The organism is Pseudomonas sp. GL_117 (assembly GCF_057835125.1).
This window is the reverse complement of the sequence record NZ_CM174418.1, coordinates 5205476-5221154: the sequence shown is the minus strand read 5'-3', so window position 1 is coordinate 5221154 and position 15679 is coordinate 5205476. Positions and strand designations below refer to the sequence as shown.

15 protein-coding genes and 1 pseudogene are annotated in these 15679 nt (G+C 62.5%); 10 read left to right on the top strand and 6 right to left on the bottom strand.

Going from position 1 to position 15679, the window contains the following annotated elements; all coding sequences use genetic code 11:
- Positions 1-88 precede the first annotated feature (88 nt).
- From yfiR to yfiB, 3 genes are read left to right on the top strand one after another with little or no spacing between them, the layout of a single operon-like run.
- Positions 89-655 (top strand): regulatory sequestration protein YfiR, encoded by a 567-nt coding sequence (gene yfiR / locus AC3ISR_RS23830; protein WP_463984454.1) that lies wholly within the window; start codon positions 89-91, stop codon positions 653-655.
- Positions 652-1914: a diguanylate cyclase DgcN/YfiN gene (gene dgcN, locus AC3ISR_RS23825; RefSeq protein WP_192300630.1), complete on the top strand. Its 1263-nt coding sequence runs from the start codon at positions 652-654 to the stop codon at positions 1912-1914. The genes yfiR and dgcN overlap by 4 nt, the downstream gene beginning before the upstream one ends.
- A gap of 4 nt (positions 1915-1918) precedes the next feature.
- Positions 1919-2410 (top strand): outer membrane lipoprotein YfiB, encoded by a 492-nt coding sequence (gene yfiB / locus AC3ISR_RS23820; RefSeq protein WP_226457244.1) that lies wholly within the window; start codon positions 1919-1921, stop codon positions 2408-2410.
- A 127-nt stretch (positions 2411-2537) separates the two neighbouring features.
- Here the strand turns inward: yfiB and AC3ISR_RS23815 are convergent, their stop codons facing one another.
- Positions 2538-3494, bottom strand: a complete 957-nt coding sequence (locus tag AC3ISR_RS23815; RefSeq protein WP_192300628.1) for a LysR family transcriptional regulator — start codon at positions 3492-3494, stop codon at positions 2538-2540.
- A 129-nt stretch (positions 3495-3623) separates the two neighbouring features.
- Here AC3ISR_RS23815 and AC3ISR_RS23810 point away from each other — a divergent pair, with 129 nt between their 5' ends.
- Together AC3ISR_RS23810 and mmsB are read left to right on the top strand one after the other, a co-directional pair.
- Positions 3624-5141, top strand: coding sequence for a CoA-acylating methylmalonate-semialdehyde dehydrogenase (locus AC3ISR_RS23810; RefSeq protein ID WP_463984453.1), 1518 nt, complete (start codon positions 3624-3626; stop codon positions 5139-5141).
- A gap of 15 nt (positions 5142-5156) precedes the next feature.
- Positions 5157-6044: a 3-hydroxyisobutyrate dehydrogenase gene (gene mmsB, locus AC3ISR_RS23805; RefSeq protein WP_192300626.1), complete on the top strand. Its 888-nt coding sequence runs from the start codon at positions 5157-5159 to the stop codon at positions 6042-6044.
- Positions 6045-6106: 62 nt separating this feature from the next.
- On the opposite strand, the gene AC3ISR_RS23800 is transcribed toward mmsB, so the two are convergent.
- The 4 genes and pseudogenes from AC3ISR_RS23800 to AC3ISR_RS23785 all read right to left on the bottom strand — a co-directional run.
- Positions 6107-6451: a cupin domain-containing protein gene (locus tag AC3ISR_RS23800; protein ID WP_192300625.1), complete on the bottom strand. Its 345-nt coding sequence runs from the start codon at positions 6449-6451 to the stop codon at positions 6107-6109.
- A 222-nt stretch (positions 6452-6673) separates the two neighbouring features.
- Complete coding sequence (locus tag AC3ISR_RS23795; protein ID WP_192300624.1) at positions 6674-8074, bottom strand: amino acid permease; 1401 nt, start codon at positions 8072-8074, stop codon at positions 6674-6676.
- A gap of 109 nt (positions 8075-8183) precedes the next feature.
- Positions 8184-9074, bottom strand: a complete 891-nt coding sequence (locus AC3ISR_RS23790) for a LysR family transcriptional regulator (protein WP_463984452.1) — start codon at positions 9072-9074, stop codon at positions 8184-8186.
- Positions 9075-9154: 80 nt separating this feature from the next.
- Positions 9155-9250, bottom strand: a pseudogene (locus AC3ISR_RS23785) (LysR family transcriptional regulator); the annotation flags it as partial.
- Positions 9251-9608: 358 nt separating this feature from the next.
- Here AC3ISR_RS23785 and AC3ISR_RS23780 point away from each other — a divergent pair.
- The 4 genes from AC3ISR_RS23780 to AC3ISR_RS23765 all read left to right on the top strand — a co-directional run bounded on the left by AC3ISR_RS23780 (position 9609) and on the right by AC3ISR_RS23765 (position 13650).
- Positions 9609-10373 carry a sulfite exporter TauE/SafE family protein gene (locus tag AC3ISR_RS23780; RefSeq protein ID WP_192300622.1) on the top strand — a complete coding sequence of 255 codons (765 nt, stop codon included), beginning with the start codon at positions 9609-9611 and terminating at the stop codon, positions 10371-10373.
- Between the two features lie 116 nt (positions 10374-10489).
- Complete coding sequence (gene mdaB, locus AC3ISR_RS23775) at positions 10490-11080, top strand: NADPH:quinone oxidoreductase MdaB (protein WP_192300621.1); 591 nt, start codon at positions 10490-10492, stop codon at positions 11078-11080.
- 30 nt (positions 11081-11110) lie between these two features.
- Positions 11111-12007, top strand: coding sequence for a LysR substrate-binding domain-containing protein (locus tag AC3ISR_RS23770; protein ID WP_489324494.1), 897 nt, complete (start codon positions 11111-11113; stop codon positions 12005-12007).
- Positions 12008-12204: 197 nt separating this feature from the next.
- The gene (locus tag AC3ISR_RS23765) at positions 12205-13650 is read left to right on the top strand and encodes a SulP family inorganic anion transporter (protein ID WP_463984451.1); all 1446 of its coding nucleotides are present in this window, start codon (positions 12205-12207) and stop codon (positions 13648-13650) included.
- Positions 13651-13689: 39 nt separating this feature from the next.
- Here AC3ISR_RS23765 and AC3ISR_RS23760 read toward each other — a convergent pair whose 3' ends face one another.
- Positions 13690-14070: a lysozyme inhibitor LprI family protein gene (locus tag AC3ISR_RS23760; RefSeq protein ID WP_463984450.1), complete on the bottom strand. Its 381-nt coding sequence runs from the start codon at positions 14068-14070 to the stop codon at positions 13690-13692.
- Between the two features lie 194 nt (positions 14071-14264).
- On the opposite strand from AC3ISR_RS23760, the gene AC3ISR_RS23755 reads away from it, so the two are divergent.
- Complete coding sequence (locus AC3ISR_RS23755) at positions 14265-15668, top strand: GntT/GntP/DsdX family permease (protein ID WP_463984449.1); 1404 nt, start codon at positions 14265-14267, stop codon at positions 15666-15668.
- Positions 15669-15679: the final 11 nt, after the last annotated feature.

Here is a 15679-nt window from a genome sequence, read left to right as displayed (position 1 = left end):
AGGTCATTTATGGCGCTATATCGCGGGGGTTTCCGTCGCTGTGCTATCGTTGCGGCATCATTGTGACAAGTCCTGAGAGAAACGCTGCATGAACGTGGCTGTCTCGCCTACAGAGCGTCGTTTGAGCTGGAGACACATGCTGCTGACGGCGGTTCTGTGCATGCTCGCTCCCTGCGTGTTTGCCCAGGCGCCCAGCCCGGCGGATCATCGCGCCCAGGCCGTCACCCAGGTGGTACTCGGTATCCTCAGCTACGCCCGTTGGCCGGTGGAACCTGCGCAGTTGCGGCTGTGCATCGTCGGGCCCACCCAGTACACCGACGACCTGATCAAAGGCACCACCCAGGCCACCGGCCGTCCGGTGCTGGTCCAGCGCTTGCTGGCCGATCACCCCGACATCGTCAATACCTGTAACGCCGTATACATCGGCAAACTCAGCGCTGATGAACGCAGCAAGTTGTTTGCCTCACTGATCGGCCACCCGGTGCTGAGCATCAGTGAAGGTGGCGACCAGTGCACCGTCGGCAGTCTGTTCTGCCTGCGGGTAGGGGATGAGCAGGTGTCGTTCGAAGTCAATCTCGATTCGGTGGCGCGCAGCGGCGTGCGCATTCACCCGAGTGTGCTGCAACTGTCCCGACGCAGGGCGCCAGAGTCATGACCGCGCTGAAAGAACGCCCGACCCTGCGTTCGGTCATCGGCCGTGGGCACATGATCCTGGCGCTGGTGGCGGTGATTCTGGCGAGTGTGTCCTTGACCCTGCTCGGCGTGCTGGCGCTGCGTGTCTATGCCGAACACAACCTGCACCTGATCGCGCGTTCGATCAATTACACCGTGGAAGCGGCGGTGGTGTTCAACGACAGCGCGGCGGCCACCGAGGCCCTCAGTCTGATTGCCTCCACCGAAGAAGTGGCCCAGGCCGAAGTCTTCGATGCCAACGGCAAGTTGCTGGCGCAATGGGTGCGTCCGGACACCGGCATGCTTTCGCGGGTTGAGCTGGCGCTGGCGCATACCCTGCTTGAACAACCCATCAGCCAGCCGATCCTGCACCAAGGGCGCATCATCGGCAGCATCCACCTGACCGGCCACGGCGGCAGCCTGCTGCGCTTCTTGCTCAGTGGCCTGGCCGGGATTCTGATCTGCACCGCCCTCAGCGCCTGGGTCGCCCTGCACCTGGCCCAGCGCCTGTTGCGCGGCATCACCGGGCCGTTGCAAAGCCTCGCCGCCGTGGCCCACGCTGCCCGTAGCGAGCGGGATTTCGACCGCCGCGTGCCGCCGGCGCGGATTGCCGAACTCGACAGCCTGGGCAGCGACTTCAACGCCTTGCTCGGTGAGATGCAAGCCTGGCAGAACCACCTGCAAAGCGAGAACGAAACCCTCGCGCACCTGGCCAACCACGACAGCCTGACCGGCCTGCCCAATCGCGCGTTCTTCGAAGGCCGCTTGATCCGCGCCCTGCGCAGTGCCGCCAAGGCCAAGGAACAACTGGCGGTGCTGTACCTCGACAGCGACCGCTTCAAGGAAATCAACGACAGCTTCGGCCACGCCGCCGGTGATGCGGTGCTGGTGGCCGTCGCCGACCGTGTGCGTGCGCAGCTGCGTGAGGATGACCTGGTGGCACGCCTGGGCGGCGACGAATTCGCGATCCTGCTGGCGCCCCTGCACAAACTGGAAGATGCCCAGCGTATCGCCGACAACATCATCGCCAGCATGGACCTGCCCATCTCCGTGCCGGGAGAGGCCCAGGTGTTTACCTCCCTCAGTATCGGCATCGCCCTCTACCCCGATCATGGTGCCACCCCCGGCACCCTGCTCAATGCCGCCGATGCGGCGATGTACCAGGCCAAACGCTCGTCTTCGGGCGGCCAGCAAACGGCGGAATCGGAAGCCTCCGTCGTCAACGTTCAACACAGGAGTTGACCCCTTGTTCTCGACCGCGCGCTTTATGTTTATCACCCTCCTGGTGGCGCTGCTCGCCCTCGGCGGCTGCCAGACGGCCCCACCCAAAGGCCTGACCCCGGCGCAGATTGCCGTGCTCAAGCAACAAGGCTTTGAACTCACCGACGACGGCTGGGCCTTTGGCCTGTCTGGCAAAGTGCTGTTTGGCAGCGATGTCGAAAGCCTGAACCCGCCCAGTACCGAAATCGTCGAACGCATTGGCAAGGCCCTGCTCGGCGTGGGTATCGAACGGGTGCGTGTCGACGGCCACACCGACGCCTCGGGCAAGGAAACCTACAACCAGCAACTGTCGCTGCGTCGCGCGAAAAGCGTGGCCAAGGTACTGACCGGCGTGGGGATGAAGGAAGAAAACATCCAGTTGCGCGGGCTGGGCAGCAGCGAACCGGTAGCGCCGAATACCACGGTGGCAGGGCGTACGGAGAACCGGCGGGTATCGATCGTGGTGATCGCCGACTGAGTCGATTCACCTATTTTCAAATTGAAACACAATCAACTGTGGGAGCTGGCTTGCCTGCGATAGCGGTCTATCAGCCGTGAAGTGCCGACTGATCCACCGCAATCGCAGGCAAGCCAGCTCCCACACTCTATTTGGGGTGTGCTTTAAACCCCATCTCTCGTGTCTCCCCCATCAACAACCCCTGGTTCTGCTCCGTCACTTCCCGGATGTAATCCCACAGCAACGTAATCCGCTTCAACTTCCGCAGATCCTCCCGGCAGTACATCCAGAACTGCCGCGTAATCGCGATCTCCTCTCCCAGCACCGGCAACAAGCGCGGGTCCTGCGCCGCCAGGAAACACGGCAGGATCGCCATCGACCGTCCCTGCTGCGCTGCCACGTACTGCGCAATCACGCTGGTGCTGCGCAAGCTGGCGCTGGCGCCGGGCACCACGTTTGCCAGGTACAACAATTCCGAGCTGAACGCCAAGTCATCCACGTAACTGATGAACGGATGCTCGGCCAGATCCGCCGGGCGTCGGATCGGCGGGTGTTGGTCGAGGTATTCCTGGGTCGCGTACAACTGCAGTTTGTAGTCGCACAGCTTGCAGCACACGTAAGGCCCGTGTTCCGGGCGTTCCAGGGCGATGACGATGTCGGCTTCGCGCTTGGACAGGCTGATGAAGTGAGGCAGGGGCAGGATGTCCACCGAGATTGCCGGATACGTATCGACGAAGTGGCTCAATTGCGGCGTGACGAAAAAGCTGCCGAACCCTTCGGTACAGCCCATGCGCACATGCCCGGACAGCGCCACGCCAGAGCCGGAAACCTGCTCGCAGGCCATGTGCAGGGTGCTTTCGATCGACTCGGCATAGCCCAGCAAACGCTGGCCCTCGGGGGTGAGGACGAAGCCGTTGGTGCGGGACTTTTCGAACAGCAGGGTGCCGAGTGACACCTCCAGCGAACTGATACGCCGCGACACCGTGGTGTAGTCCACCGCCAGGCGCTTGGCGGCGACGCTGGCCTTGCGGGTGCGGGCCACTTCGAGGAAAAACTTCAGGTCATCCCAGTTCAGGGCGCCCAGTGACGTGATGTTTTTTTGCATATTGGTCCGGCTTTTATGTGCGTTCTTATTAGAGATTTGCACATCTATACTCCAAAAACAGTCCGAACGCCTCATTCCCAAGGCGATTCACGCGCCTTGTCTCTGCATAACTACAAGATTGGAGACCCCATGAACGCTTCTGCCGATATCTCCGTACAACAGGTCAAATTGCTGATCAATGGTGAATGGGTCGAGTCCAAGACCACCCACTGGCAAGACATCGTCAACCCGGCCACCCAAGAAGTGCTGGCCAAAGTCCCGTTCGCCACGGCCGATGAAGTCAATGCCGCCATCGACGCCGCTCACCGCGCCTTCCAGACCTGGAAGCTGACGCCGATCGGCGCGCGCATGCGCATCATGCTCAAGCTGCAAGCCCTGATCCGCGAACATTCCAAGCGCATCGCCGTGGTCCTCAGCGCCGAGCAGGGCAAGACCATTGCCGATGCCGAAGGCGATATTTTCCGCGGCCTGGAAGTGGTGGAACACGCCTGTTCCATCGGCACCCTGCAGATGGGCGAATTCGCCGAGAACGTCGCCGGTGGCGTCGACACCTACACCCTGCGTCAACCGATCGGCGTGTGCGCCGGCATCACCCCGTTCAACTTCCCGGCGATGATTCCGCTGTGGATGTTCCCGATGGCAATTGCCTGCGGTAACACATTCGTCCTCAAACCGTCCGAGCAGGACCCGCTGTCGACGATGCTGCTGGTAGAACTGGCGCTGGAAGCCGGTGTGCCGGCGGGCGTGCTCAACGTGGTGCACGGCGGCAAGGACGTGGTGGATGCGCTGTGCACCCACAAAGACATCAAGGCCGTGTCCTTCGTCGGCTCGACCGCAGTCGGCACCCATGTGTACGACTTGGCGGGCAAGCACGGCAAACGCGTGCAGTCGATGATGGGCGCCAAGAATCACGCCGTGGTGCTGCCGGATGCCAACCGCGAGCACACCCTCAACGCCCTGGTCGGTGCCGGTTTCGGCGCGGCAGGCCAGCGCTGCATGGCCACCTCGGTGGTGGTTCTGGTGGGGGCGTCCAAGCAATGGCTGCCGGACCTCAAAGCGCTGGCGCAGCAACTCAAGGTCAACGCCGGCAGTGAAGCCGGCACCGACGTCGGCCCGGTGATTTCCAAGCGTGCCAAGGCGCGCATCCTGGAACTGATCGAAAGCGGTGTGAAGGAAGGCGCCAAGCTGGAGCTGGACGGCCGCGACATCCAGGTGCCGGGCTACGAGCAAGGCAACTTTGTCGGCCCGACCCTGTTCTCCGGCGTGACCACCGACATGCAGATCTACACCCAGGAAATCTTCGGCCCGGTGCTGGTGGTGATCGAAGTTGCGACCCTCGATGAGGCCATCGCACTGGTCAACGCCAACCCGTTCGGCAATGGCACTGGCCTGTTCACTCAAAGTGGAGCGGCGGCGCGTAAGTTCCAGAGCGAAATCGATGTAGGCCAGGTCGGCATCAACATTCCGATCCCGGTGCCGGTGCCGTTCTTCAGCTTCACCGGTTCCCGTGGCTCCAAACTCGGCGACCTCGGCCCGTACGGCAAGCAAGTCGTGCAGTTCTACACCCAGACCAAGACCGTCACCAGCCGCTGGTTCGACGACGACACGGTCAACGATGGCGTCAACACCACCATCAACCTGCGCTGATTCCGGGAGACGAGCATGAAGATTGCATTTATCGGCCTGGGCAACATGGGCGCGCCCATGGCCCGCAACCTGATCAAGGCCGGCCACGCGCTGAACCTGTTCGACTTGAACCAGACGGTCCTCAAGGAACTGGCCGCGCTGGGCGGCACTATCAGCGCCTCACCGCGTGACGCGGCCAACGGCGCCGAACTGGTGATCACCATGCTGCCGGCCGCGGCCCATGTGCGCAGCGTCTGGCTGAATGAAGACGGCGTACTCGCCGGCATCGGCAAAGGCGTACCGGCGGTGGATTGCAGCACCATCGACCCGCAAACCGCGCGTGACGTAGCCGCGGCTGCGGCCAAGCAAGGCGTGGTGATGGCGGATGCACCGGTGTCCGGCGGCACCGGCGGCGCCCAGGCCGGGACGTTGACCTTTATGGTCGGCGCCACCGCAGAACTGTTCGCCACCCTGCAACCGGTGCTGGCGCAGATGGGCCGCAACATCGTGCACTGCGGCGACGTGGGTACCGGGCAAATCGCCAAGATCTGCAACAACCTGCTGCTGGGCATCAGCATGGTCGGCGTCAGCGAGGCCATGGCGCTGGGGGATGCGCTGGGCATCGATACCCAGGTGCTGGCGGGAATCATCAACAGCTCGACCGGGCGCTGCTGGAGTTCCGATACCTACAACCCGTGGCCGGGGGTGATCGAAACGGCGCCGTCGTCCCGTGGCTATACCGGCGGGTTTGGTGCCGACCTGATGCTCAAGGATCTGGGGCTGGCGACTGAAGCGGCACGCCAGGCGCACCAACCTGTGATCCTCGGCGCGGTGGCGCAGCAGTTGTACCAATCGATGAGTCAGCGTGGGGAGGGGGGCAAGGACTTCTCGGCAATCATCAACAGCTACCGCAAACCCGAATAAGGTCGACCTGTCGTGAGCGGGGCAAGCCTGCTCACGACAGCGGTTTTGGCTTCGGCAGCAGGTCAGGCGAACACGAAGTACTTACGCACGGTCTCGACCACTTCCCAGGTGCCTTTCATCCCCGGTTCCACCACAAAGATGTCCCCGGCGCGCAAGTGAATCGGCTCCAGGCCGTCTGGGGTGATGATGCAGTAGCCTTCCTGGAAGTGGCAGTATTCCCACTTCACGTAGTCCACATACCACTTGCCCGGTGTGCAGATCCAGGTGCCCATGATCTTGCTGCCGTCTTCGCTGGTATAGGCGTTGAGGTTGACGGTGTGCGGGTCGCCTTCGAGCTTTTCCCATTTGCACGCGTCCAGGACCGGCAGGGGGTGAGTGTCGCGCAGTACGGTGATGGGCTTGGACATGATGTCTCCGAGGCAGGGAATTCAAAGATGAACCCTACGGCCTCGGGCGTTGCGCCAGTGGTCTGAACTCGACATCGGGATGCCCAGAAGCGCAGCAGGGTCCGATTCCTCTGACACGCCTCTGTTCACTGTGGGAGCGGGCTTGCTCGCGAATGCGGTGGGCCAGTCAACTCAGCCGTAACTGGCCGACTGCATTCGCGGGCAAGCCCGCTCCCACACGGATTACTGCGCCACAGCGACTTTCGTGTTTTTCATCCGCAAGCGATAGGCAATGTAGATCACCCCCACCCACACCGGCATTGCAAACACCGAATTGCGAATCCCCGGGATCGCCAGCATCACGCTGATGATCACCACCATGAATGCCAGGCACAGGTAGTTGGTGTACGGGAACCAGAAGGTCTTGAACGATGGCGTCACGCCTTGCTCGCCCATGGCCTTGCGGAACTTGATGTGGGTGAGGCTGATCAGCGCCCAGTTGATCATCAGCGAGGCAACCACCAGTGCAAACAGCAGTTCCAGCGCGCTGTGCGGTGCCACATAGTTGACCACCACGCAGAGCATCGTCACCAACGCCGAGACCGCCAGGGCGCGTAGCGGCACGCCTTGCTTGTTGAGCTTCATCAGCGCTTTTGGCGCATCGCCTTGCTCGGCCAGGCCGAACAGCATGCGGCTGTTGCAGTACACGCCACTGTTGTAGACCGACAACGCTGCGGTCAGCACCACGAAGTTGAGGATGTGTGCCGCGGTGTCATTACCGATCAACGAGAAGATCTGCACAAACGGGCTGCCACTGTAGGCATCGCCCGACGCGCCGAGGGTTTGCAACAGTTGGTCCCACGGGTACAGCGACAGCAGCACGGTCAGGGCGCCGACGTAGAAAATCAGGATGCGGTACACCACCTGGTTGATCGCCTTGGGGATCACCTTGCGCGGCTCGCTGGCTTCGGCGGCGGTGATGCCCACCAGCTCCAGGCCACCGAACGAGAACATGATGAACGCCATCGACATCAACAGCCCCATGCCGCCATTCGGGAAGAACCCGCCGTGGTCCCACAGGTTGCTGATGGACGCTTGCGGGCCGCCAAGGCCGCTGAACAGCAGGTAGCAGCCGAGCAGGATCATGCCGATGATCGCCACCACCTTGATGATCGCAAACCAGAACTCGGCCTCACCGAAGAACTTCACGTTCAGGGTATTGATCAGGTTTACGGCCGCAAAGAACACCAGCGCGCTGACCCAGGTCGGAACCTCTGGCCACCAGAACTGGATGTACTTGCCCACCGCCGTCAGTTCGGCCATGCCGACCAGTACGTAGAGCACCCAGTAGTTCCAGCCCGCCAGAAAGCCCGCGTAGCCGCCCCAGTATTTGTGGGCGAAGTGGCTGAAGGAACCGGCCACCGGCTCTTCGACGATCATTTCGCCAAGCTGGCGCATCATCAGGAATGCGATGAAACCGGCGATCGCGTAACCCAGGATCATCGACGGCCCCGCTGACTTGAGCACGCCCGCCGAACCGAGGAACAGCCCCGTACCAATCGCCCCTCCCAAGGCGATCAGCTGAATATGCCGATTCTTCAGGCCCCGCTTGAGGCCCACCGGGTTAACCATGTCATCCGCCATTCACGTTACCTTCTACTTTTTTCGCGAGGTGGTGCACATCGCACCTGCCCTTGGAACTGCTGAGGGGGCAGATATTACTCTGCGTGACCGCCGAGCGTTATCAACGCGGTCAAAAAATGTGTGAGGGGTTCAGGGCGTCGAACAAGGCTTTGGCGTAACCGGGTAGCTGTTCAAATGAGCGCGCGCTGAGCAGCAGCTGTCGGCAGGCCCATTCTTCGCGCAAGGGTTGAGCCTTGAAGCGGCGTTCCTTCGGCCAACGCTCCAGGGCCGCCTGGGGCACGATGCCGAGCCCGGCGCCGCCTGCGACCATGCGGATAACCCCATCAAAACCCTCCGCGCGGATCCGCGTTTGCAGGCGGAACCCGGCGTGCAACGCCTGTTCTTCCAGATACACCGCCAGCGCGCTGTTGGCGGCGAGGCCTACGTAGTCGTGTTGCAGGCTATCGATGAAGCTGACGTTCCGGCTGGCGAGCGGATGATCCAGCGGCATGATCAACACCAGCGGGTCGTCGCGAAACGCCAGGGTCTGTAAGCCGTGGGTGTCCACCGCGTCGGAAATGATCCCGAGATCGGCCGTACCCTGGCGCAGTGCCTGGGTGATGCGCAGGCTGGGCAATTCCTGCAGGTCGATGTCGAGGTTGGGGTGCTCACGCAGAAAGTCCGCCAGCAGTTCCGGCAGGTATTCGCTGAGGGCGGTGGTGTTGCACAGCAGGCGCACCTGGCCTTTGACGCCGTTGGCGTATTCCGCCAGGTCCTGTTGCAGGTGTTCGGCCTGTTGCAGCAACAGGCGCGCGTGACGGGCCAGGGCCTTGCCGGCGGGCGTGGGGGTGACGCCACGGCGACCGCGTTCGAGGAACTCGATGCCCAGTGACGCTTCCATCGCCCGGATGCGTGCACTGGCAGCGGCCAGGGATAAATGGCTGCGGGCGCCGCCGGCGGTGATATTGCCGGTGTCGAGGATGTGCAGGTAGAGGCGCAGGTCGATCAGGTCAAAGTGCATGGCGGGGGTTCTTGAGTGACTGGGTTGGCCTCTTCGCGGGCAAGCCCGCTCCCACACTTGACCGGGTTCCAGCATGAGAGTGCGGCTGAATAATGGCTGCGGGCGGCGCCGGCGGTGATATTGCCGGTGTCGAGGATGTGCAGGTAGAGGCGCAGGTCGATCAGGTCAAAGTGCATGGCGGGGGGTCTCGAGTGATTGGGCTGGCCTCTTCGCGGGCAAGCCCGCTCCCACACTTGACCGGGTTCCAGCATGAGAATGGGGCTGAATAATGGCTGCGGGAGGCGCCGGCGGTGATATTGCCGGTAGGGGCGCAGGTCGATCAGGTCAAAGTGCATGGCGGGGGGGCTCGAGTGACTGGGCTGGCCTCTTCGCGGGCAAGCCTGCTCCCACACTTGACCGGGTTCCAGCATGAGAATGGGGTCGAATGTGGGAGCGGGCTTGCCCGCGAAAGCGTCATCAGCCTCACCCAAAACAAGAGGCTGCCTCAGTATATGGCGAATTTCCAACCCCGCCTCAACCCGCCACAATCCGGCCATGACTACTGTCCTCACGTTCTACCAAGACATCGGCCCCGCCCTGACCCTGCTGGTATTCGGCACCTTCCTGCTGGCCGGCGCCGTCAAGGGCGTTATCGGCCTGGGCCTGCCCACGGTCGCCATGGGCCTGCTCGGCCTGGCTATGCTCCCGGCGCAGGCTGCGGCGTTGCTGATCATTCCATCGACCGTTACCAACCTCTGGCAATTGGCATTCGGCGGCCACCTGCGTGCGCTGCTCAAACGCCTGTGGCCGCTGTTGCTGCTGATCTTCCTCGGCACCGGGCTCGGCACGCTGTGGCTGGGCATGGACGGCGGCGGCTGGGTGGTGCACGCCTTGGGCGGCGCGCTGCTGGTGTATGCGTTGAGCGGATTGTGCCTGCCTACGTTGAAGGTCAAGCCTGAAACCGAACGCTGGCTTGGCCCGGTGTGTGGCCTGGTCACCGGCATCATCACCTCGGCCACCGGCGTCTTCGTGATTCCGGCGGTGCCGTACCTGCAAGCCCTGGGCTTGAGCCGCGACCAACTGGTGCAGGCGCTGGGGCTGTCGTTCAGCGTGTCAACCCTGGCGTTGGCCGCCGGTCTGTCTTGGCGCGGCAGCCTCGGCGTTGGCGAAATCAATGCCTCGCTGCTGGCGCTGGTGCCCGCGCTGCTGGGTATGGGGTTGGGCCAAGTGGTGCGTCAGCGCATCAGCGCGGTGCTGTTCAAACGCGTGTTTCTTATCGGCATGGCACTGCTGGGCGGCCATCTGCTGATCAACGGTTAACAATCGCCGGGTATTCGTGCATTGCGGTCAAATGTATTTTGCCGCGCCACCGCTTATTCCGAGGGGCTGAGGTCGATAGTCTGCGTCCAGACATTTCAACTTCTGGAGACCCTCCCATGAAAAAAGTACTCCTGCTCAACGGCGGCAAAAAGTTCGCCCACTCCGATGGCCGCTACAACAACACCCTGCATGATGCCGCCGTGGCCGTGCTGGACCGTGGGGGTATCGACGTCAAGGTCACCCATATCGATGAAGGCTACGACGTGGCCGAAGAAGTCGCGAAATTCCTCTGGGCCGACGTGATCATCTACCAGATGCCCGGCTGGTGGATGGGCGCACCGTGGATCGTCAAGAAATACATCGACGAGGTCTTCACCGAAGGCCACGGCAGCCTGTACGCCAGCGATGGCCGCACCCGCTCCGATGCGTCGCAGAAATACGGCAGCGGCGGCCTGATCCAGGGCAAGCAATACATGCTGTCGCTGACCTGGAACGCACCGCAGCAAGCCTTCGACGACCCGAGCGACTTTTTCGAAGCCAAGGGCGTGGACGCGGTCTACTTCCCGTTCCACAAGGCCAACCAATTCCTTGGCATGACCGGCCTGCCGACCTTCCTCTGCGTGGACGTGATGAAACGCCCGGCCATCGACGCCGACGTGGCGCGCTACGAGCAGCATCTGGCGCAGGTGTTCAACCTCTCGGTGTAAGCTGCGGCTAACCGATTACGAGGACAGCCAGTGAAAGCCCGATCCGACGAGCTACAAATCTTCGTCAGCGTGATTGAGTGCGGCTCGATTTCCGCCGCGGCGGAGCAGGTCGGGCAGACGCCGTCGGCGGTCAGCCGCACCTTGTCGCGCCTGGAGGCCAAGCTCGACACCACGCTGATCAACCGCACCACGCGACGCATGGACCTGACCGAAGAGGGCAAGTACTTCTTCGAGCAGGCCAAGCTGATCCTGGCGCAGATGGATGAGCTGGAAGAACGCCTGTCGTCGCGCCAGAAGCACCCGGCCGGGCGCCTGCGTATCAATGCGGCTGTGCCGTTCATGCTGCACGGGATCGTGCCGTACATCGCCGAATTTCGCCGCCTGTACCCGCAGATCCAGTTGGAGCTGAACAGCGATGACTTGATCATCGACCTGCTGGAACAAAGCACCGACATCGCGATCCGCATCGGTACGCTGGCCGACTCCACCCTGCATGCCCGCGCCTTGGGCTGCACGCCGCTGCATATCCTCGCCAGCCCTGCCTATATCGAGCAGTTCGGCACGCCGACCACGGTAGCTGAACTGGCCGACCACACCTTGCTTGGCTTCACCCAGACTGAAACCCTCAACCACTGGCCACTGCGCCATGTGGAAGGCGAACGCTGGCTGATCCAGCCGGGCATTGCCGCGTCCAGCGGTGAAACCCTGCGCCAGCTGGCGCTGGAGGGGCAGGGCATTTGCTGCCTGTCGAACTTCATGACCAGCGCCGACATCGACGCCGGGCGCCTGGTGCCGGTGCTGGAGGCGTTCAACAGCGGCTATCGCCAGCCGATTCATGCGGTGTTCTATCGCAACTCGCAGTTGGCGCTGCGCATCCAGTGTTTCCTCGACTTTATCCAGGCCAAGCTGGCGCGGTATGCCTGCTAGCGGTTGGCTTGGGATCGCGGTGCAGCCTTTCGCAGGCAAGCCCGCTCCCACACTTGACGGCATTCCAAGGTTGAAACGCGGCCAAATGTGGGAGCTGGCTTGCCTGCGAAAGGCCCGACACGGTCCACCAGACTAGCCCCACCCCCCGGCAATTGCGTACCATCGCCCGCCTTATTCCCGCCTTACCCTGGTACTTCATGAACCTCACCCGTCTGCGCGCCGATGCCCTGGCCGGCCTCACCACGTCTTTCGCGCTGCTGCCCGAATGCATCGCCTTTGCCCTGGTGGCCCATCTCAACCCGCTGATGGGGCTCTACGGCGCCTTTATCATCTGCACGCTCACGGCGCTGTTCGGCGGTCGTCCCGGCATGGTCTCGGGTGCGGCAGGGTCGATGGCGGTGGTGATCGTCGCGCTGGTGGTGCAACACGGTGTGGAGTACCTGCTGGCCACGGTGCTGCTGGGCGGGTTGATCATGATCGCCTTTGGCCTGTTGCGCCTGGGCAAGCTGGTGCGCATGGTGCCGCACCCGGTGATGCTGGGGTTCGTCAACGGCCTGGCGATCATCATTGCATTGGCGCAACTGGAGCATTTCAAGAGCGGTGAACACTGGCTCGGCGGCAGGCCGCTGTACGTGATGATCGGCCTGGTGCTGGTGACCATGGCCATCGTCTACCTGCTGCCGCGCATCACCCGCGCAGTGCCGCCGGCGCTGGTGGCGATCCTTGGAGTGGGCCTGGCGGTGTACCTGCTTGGCCTGCCGACCCGCACCCTGGGCGATATGGCCCACATCGCCGGCGGCCTGCCGACGTTTGCGCTGCCGCAGGTCCCCTGGACCCTGGAAACCCTTGGCATCATCGCGCCGTACGCGTTCCTGATGGCCATGGTCGGCCTGCTGGAAACCCTGCTCACCCTTAACCTCACCGACGAAATCACCGAGACCCGTGGCTACCCTGATCGCGAAAGCGTGGCCCTGGGCGCGGCGAATATGGTCTCGGGCGTGTTCGGCGGCATGGGGGGTTGCGCGATGATCGGGCAAACCGTGATCAACCTCAGCTCCGGCGGGCGCGGGCGTTTTTCCGGGGTGTTTGCCGGGGTGATGATCCTGTTGTTTATCCTGTTCCTGTCGCCGTTTATCGAGCGCATTCCGCTGGCGGCGCTGGTCGGGGTGATGTTTGTGGTGTCCCAGCAGACCTTCGCCTGGGCGTCCTTGCGGGTGATCAACAAGGTGCCGCTCAACGATGTGCTGGTGATCCTGGCAGTGACGGTGATCACCGTGTTCACCGACCTGGCCACCGCCGTGCTGTGCGGGATCGTGATTGCGGCGCTGAACTTCGCCTGGCAACAGGCCCGCGAGTTGTACGCCGATACGCATCTGGAGGCCGATGGCAGCAAGCTCTATCGGGTGCACGGCACCTTGTTCTTCGCCTCGACCACGCCGTTCTTGAACCAGTTCGACCCGGCGGGCGACCCGGCGCAGGTGACGCTGGATTGCCGGCACCTGAGCTTTGTCGATTATTCAGCGATTGCCGCGCTGATGACCTTGCGCGAGCGGTATGCCAAGGCCGGCAAGCACCTGCGGGTGCTGCATTTGTCGGAGCGCTGCAAGAAGCTGCTCAAACGCGCCAAGGTGCATCACGACTGATGGTGGAACCTTGTGGCGAGGGAGCTTATTCCTACAGGGTCAGGGTCCGACCAGGTTTTCCAGTTCCTGGGCGCGGGTCTGGGTCATGTCCAGTACGCAGCCGGAGCCGTTGACCTGATCGATGCTGCCTCCGGTGGCTGAGCCGGCGAAGGCGCAATTGGCATCGCGGTATTTTATCCACAGGCGCTGCACGTCTTGCAGTTGCTGTTTGCGTGCGCCTTCCTGGGCGGCGAGGGCGGTCTTGTAGGCCGCGTTCAGGCGCTTGTCCTGCACCTTGGTTTCCTTGGCGTTGCAATTGACCATGTCGGCGGTGGTGTTGGCGCCGTCCATGCATTTTTGCAACGCCGCGTTTTCGGCAGCCGAGGCCGCGCCGCACAGGACGAGGAGCAGGGCGCCGATGGCTAGGGATGTACGAGTCATGGTCGTGTTTCCTGAGCGTGAGTGATTGCGCATTGTAGGACTCGACGACGACGCTTGAGTTTCCGACATCCTCTGATCTTCATGTAAGAACACCCCCCGAATTTTCATCCACAGCTGTCGGGCATATCCCCAGGCGACAGTGCTTGTCTGTGGGCGAAAATTACTTTCATAAAAATTGAAAACACTCATCGGTAATGATTTATGACTTTCACAACCTATTCGACGTGACCCTTTCCGAGGAGTACCGCATGGCCGCATTACCGGGCTTGGGGCTATTGGCATACGCTGCCATCGCCATCATCGCTTTGATCGTGCTGATTGCACGCTACCGACTCAACCCGTTTATCGTCATCACCCTGGTGTCCATTGGCCTGGCGCTGCTGGCCGGGATGCCGGCGGACACCATCATGGGTTCGTATGAAGCGGGCGTCGGCAAGACCCTGGGGCACATCGCCTTGGTCGTGGCGCTGGGCACCATGCTCGGCAAGATGATGGCCGAGTCCGGCGGCGCCGAGCAGGTAGCGCGTACCCTGATCAATCGGTTCGGCGAGCGCAACGCGCATTGGGCGATGGTCTGCATCGCGTTCCTGGTGGGGCTGCCGCTGTTTTTCGAGGTCGGTTTTGTGTTGCTGGTGCCGATCGCCTTTACCGTGGCGCGACGCGTGGGCGTGTCGATCCTGATGGTCGGTTTGCCGATGGTCGCCGGTTTGTCGGTGGTGCATGCCTTGGTGCCACCGCACCCGGCGGCGATGATGGCGGTGCTGGCGTATAACGCGTCGGTGGGGCAGACCGTGCTGTATGCGATTTTGATCGGTATTCCCACGGCGATCATCGCCGGCCCCGTGTACGCCAAATTCATCGTGCCGCGCATTCACCTGCCGGCGCAAAACCCGCTGGAACGCCAGTTCATCGAGCGCGAGCCGCGTACCCGCCTGCCCAGTTTTGCGCTGACCATGGGCACGATCCTGCTGCCGGTGGTGCTGATGATGATCGGTGGTTGGGCCAACGTGATCTCGACGCCGGGCAGCGGTTTCAACCAGTTCCTGTTGTTTATCGGCAACTCGGTGATTGCGCTGCTGCTGGCGACCTTGGTGAGTTTCTGGACCTTGGGCATCGCCCAGGGGTTTAACCGCGAGTCGATCCTCAAGTTCACCAACGAATGCCTGGCGCCGACGGCGAGCATCACCTTGCTGGTGGGCGCGGGCGGCGGCTTGAACCGCATCCTGGTGGATGCGGGCGTGACCAATGAAATCCTGGGGCTGGCCCACGCGTTTCAGCTGTCGCCGCTGGTGATGGGCTGGCTGTTCGCGGCGTTGATGCGCATCGCCACCGGCTCGGCGACGGTCGCCATGACTACCGCTTCCGGCGTGGTGGCGCCGGTGGCCATGGGCCTGGGTTATCCACACCCGGAATTGCTGGTGTTGGCCACTGGTGCGGGTTCGGTGATCTTTTCCCACGTCAATGACGGCGGCTTCTGGCTGATCAAGGAATACTTCAATATGACGGTAATCCAGACCTTCAAGACCTGGACCGTGCTGGAGACCTTGATTTCAGTGGTCGCCTTCGGTCTCACCTATGGTCTGTCCTGCCTTCTGTAACCCGGAGATTC

Excerpts from the sequence above, each read along its gene's own strand:
- yfiR (WP_463984454.1), top strand. The coding sequence starts at position 89 with ATGAACGTGGCTGTCTCGCCTACAGAGCGTCGTTTGAGCTGGAGACAC.
- dgcN (WP_192300630.1), top strand. The coding sequence starts at position 652 with ATGACCGCGCTGAAAGAACGCCCGACCCTGCGTTCGGTCATCGGCCGT.
- AC3ISR_RS23815 (WP_192300628.1), bottom strand. The coding sequence starts at position 3,494 with ATGCAAAAAAACATCACGTCACTGGGCGCCCTGAACTGGGATGACCTG.
- AC3ISR_RS23810 (WP_463984453.1), top strand. The coding sequence starts at position 3,624 with ATGAACGCTTCTGCCGATATCTCCGTACAACAGGTCAAATTGCTGATC.
- mmsB (WP_192300626.1), top strand. The coding sequence starts at position 5,157 with ATGAAGATTGCATTTATCGGCCTGGGCAACATGGGCGCGCCCATGGCC.
- AC3ISR_RS23800 (WP_192300625.1), bottom strand. The coding sequence starts at position 6,451 with ATGTCCAAGCCCATCACCGTACTGCGCGACACTCACCCCCTGCCGGTC.
- AC3ISR_RS23795 (WP_192300624.1), bottom strand. The coding sequence starts at position 8,074 with ATGGCGGATGACATGGTTAACCCGGTGGGCCTCAAGCGGGGCCTGAAG.
- AC3ISR_RS23790 (WP_463984452.1), bottom strand. The coding sequence starts at position 9,074 with ATGCACTTTGACCTGATCGACCTGCGCCTCTACCTGCACATCCTCGAC.
- AC3ISR_RS23780 (WP_192300622.1), top strand. The coding sequence starts at position 9,609 with ATGACTACTGTCCTCACGTTCTACCAAGACATCGGCCCCGCCCTGACC.
- mdaB (WP_192300621.1), top strand. The coding sequence starts at position 10,490 with ATGAAAAAAGTACTCCTGCTCAACGGCGGCAAAAAGTTCGCCCACTCC.
- AC3ISR_RS23765 (WP_463984451.1), top strand. The coding sequence starts at position 12,205 with ATGAACCTCACCCGTCTGCGCGCCGATGCCCTGGCCGGCCTCACCACG.
- AC3ISR_RS23760 (WP_463984450.1), bottom strand. The coding sequence starts at position 14,070 with ATGACTCGTACATCCCTAGCCATCGGCGCCCTGCTCCTCGTCCTGTGC.
- AC3ISR_RS23755 (WP_463984449.1), top strand. The coding sequence starts at position 14,265 with ATGATTTATGACTTTCACAACCTATTCGACGTGACCCTTTCCGAGGAG.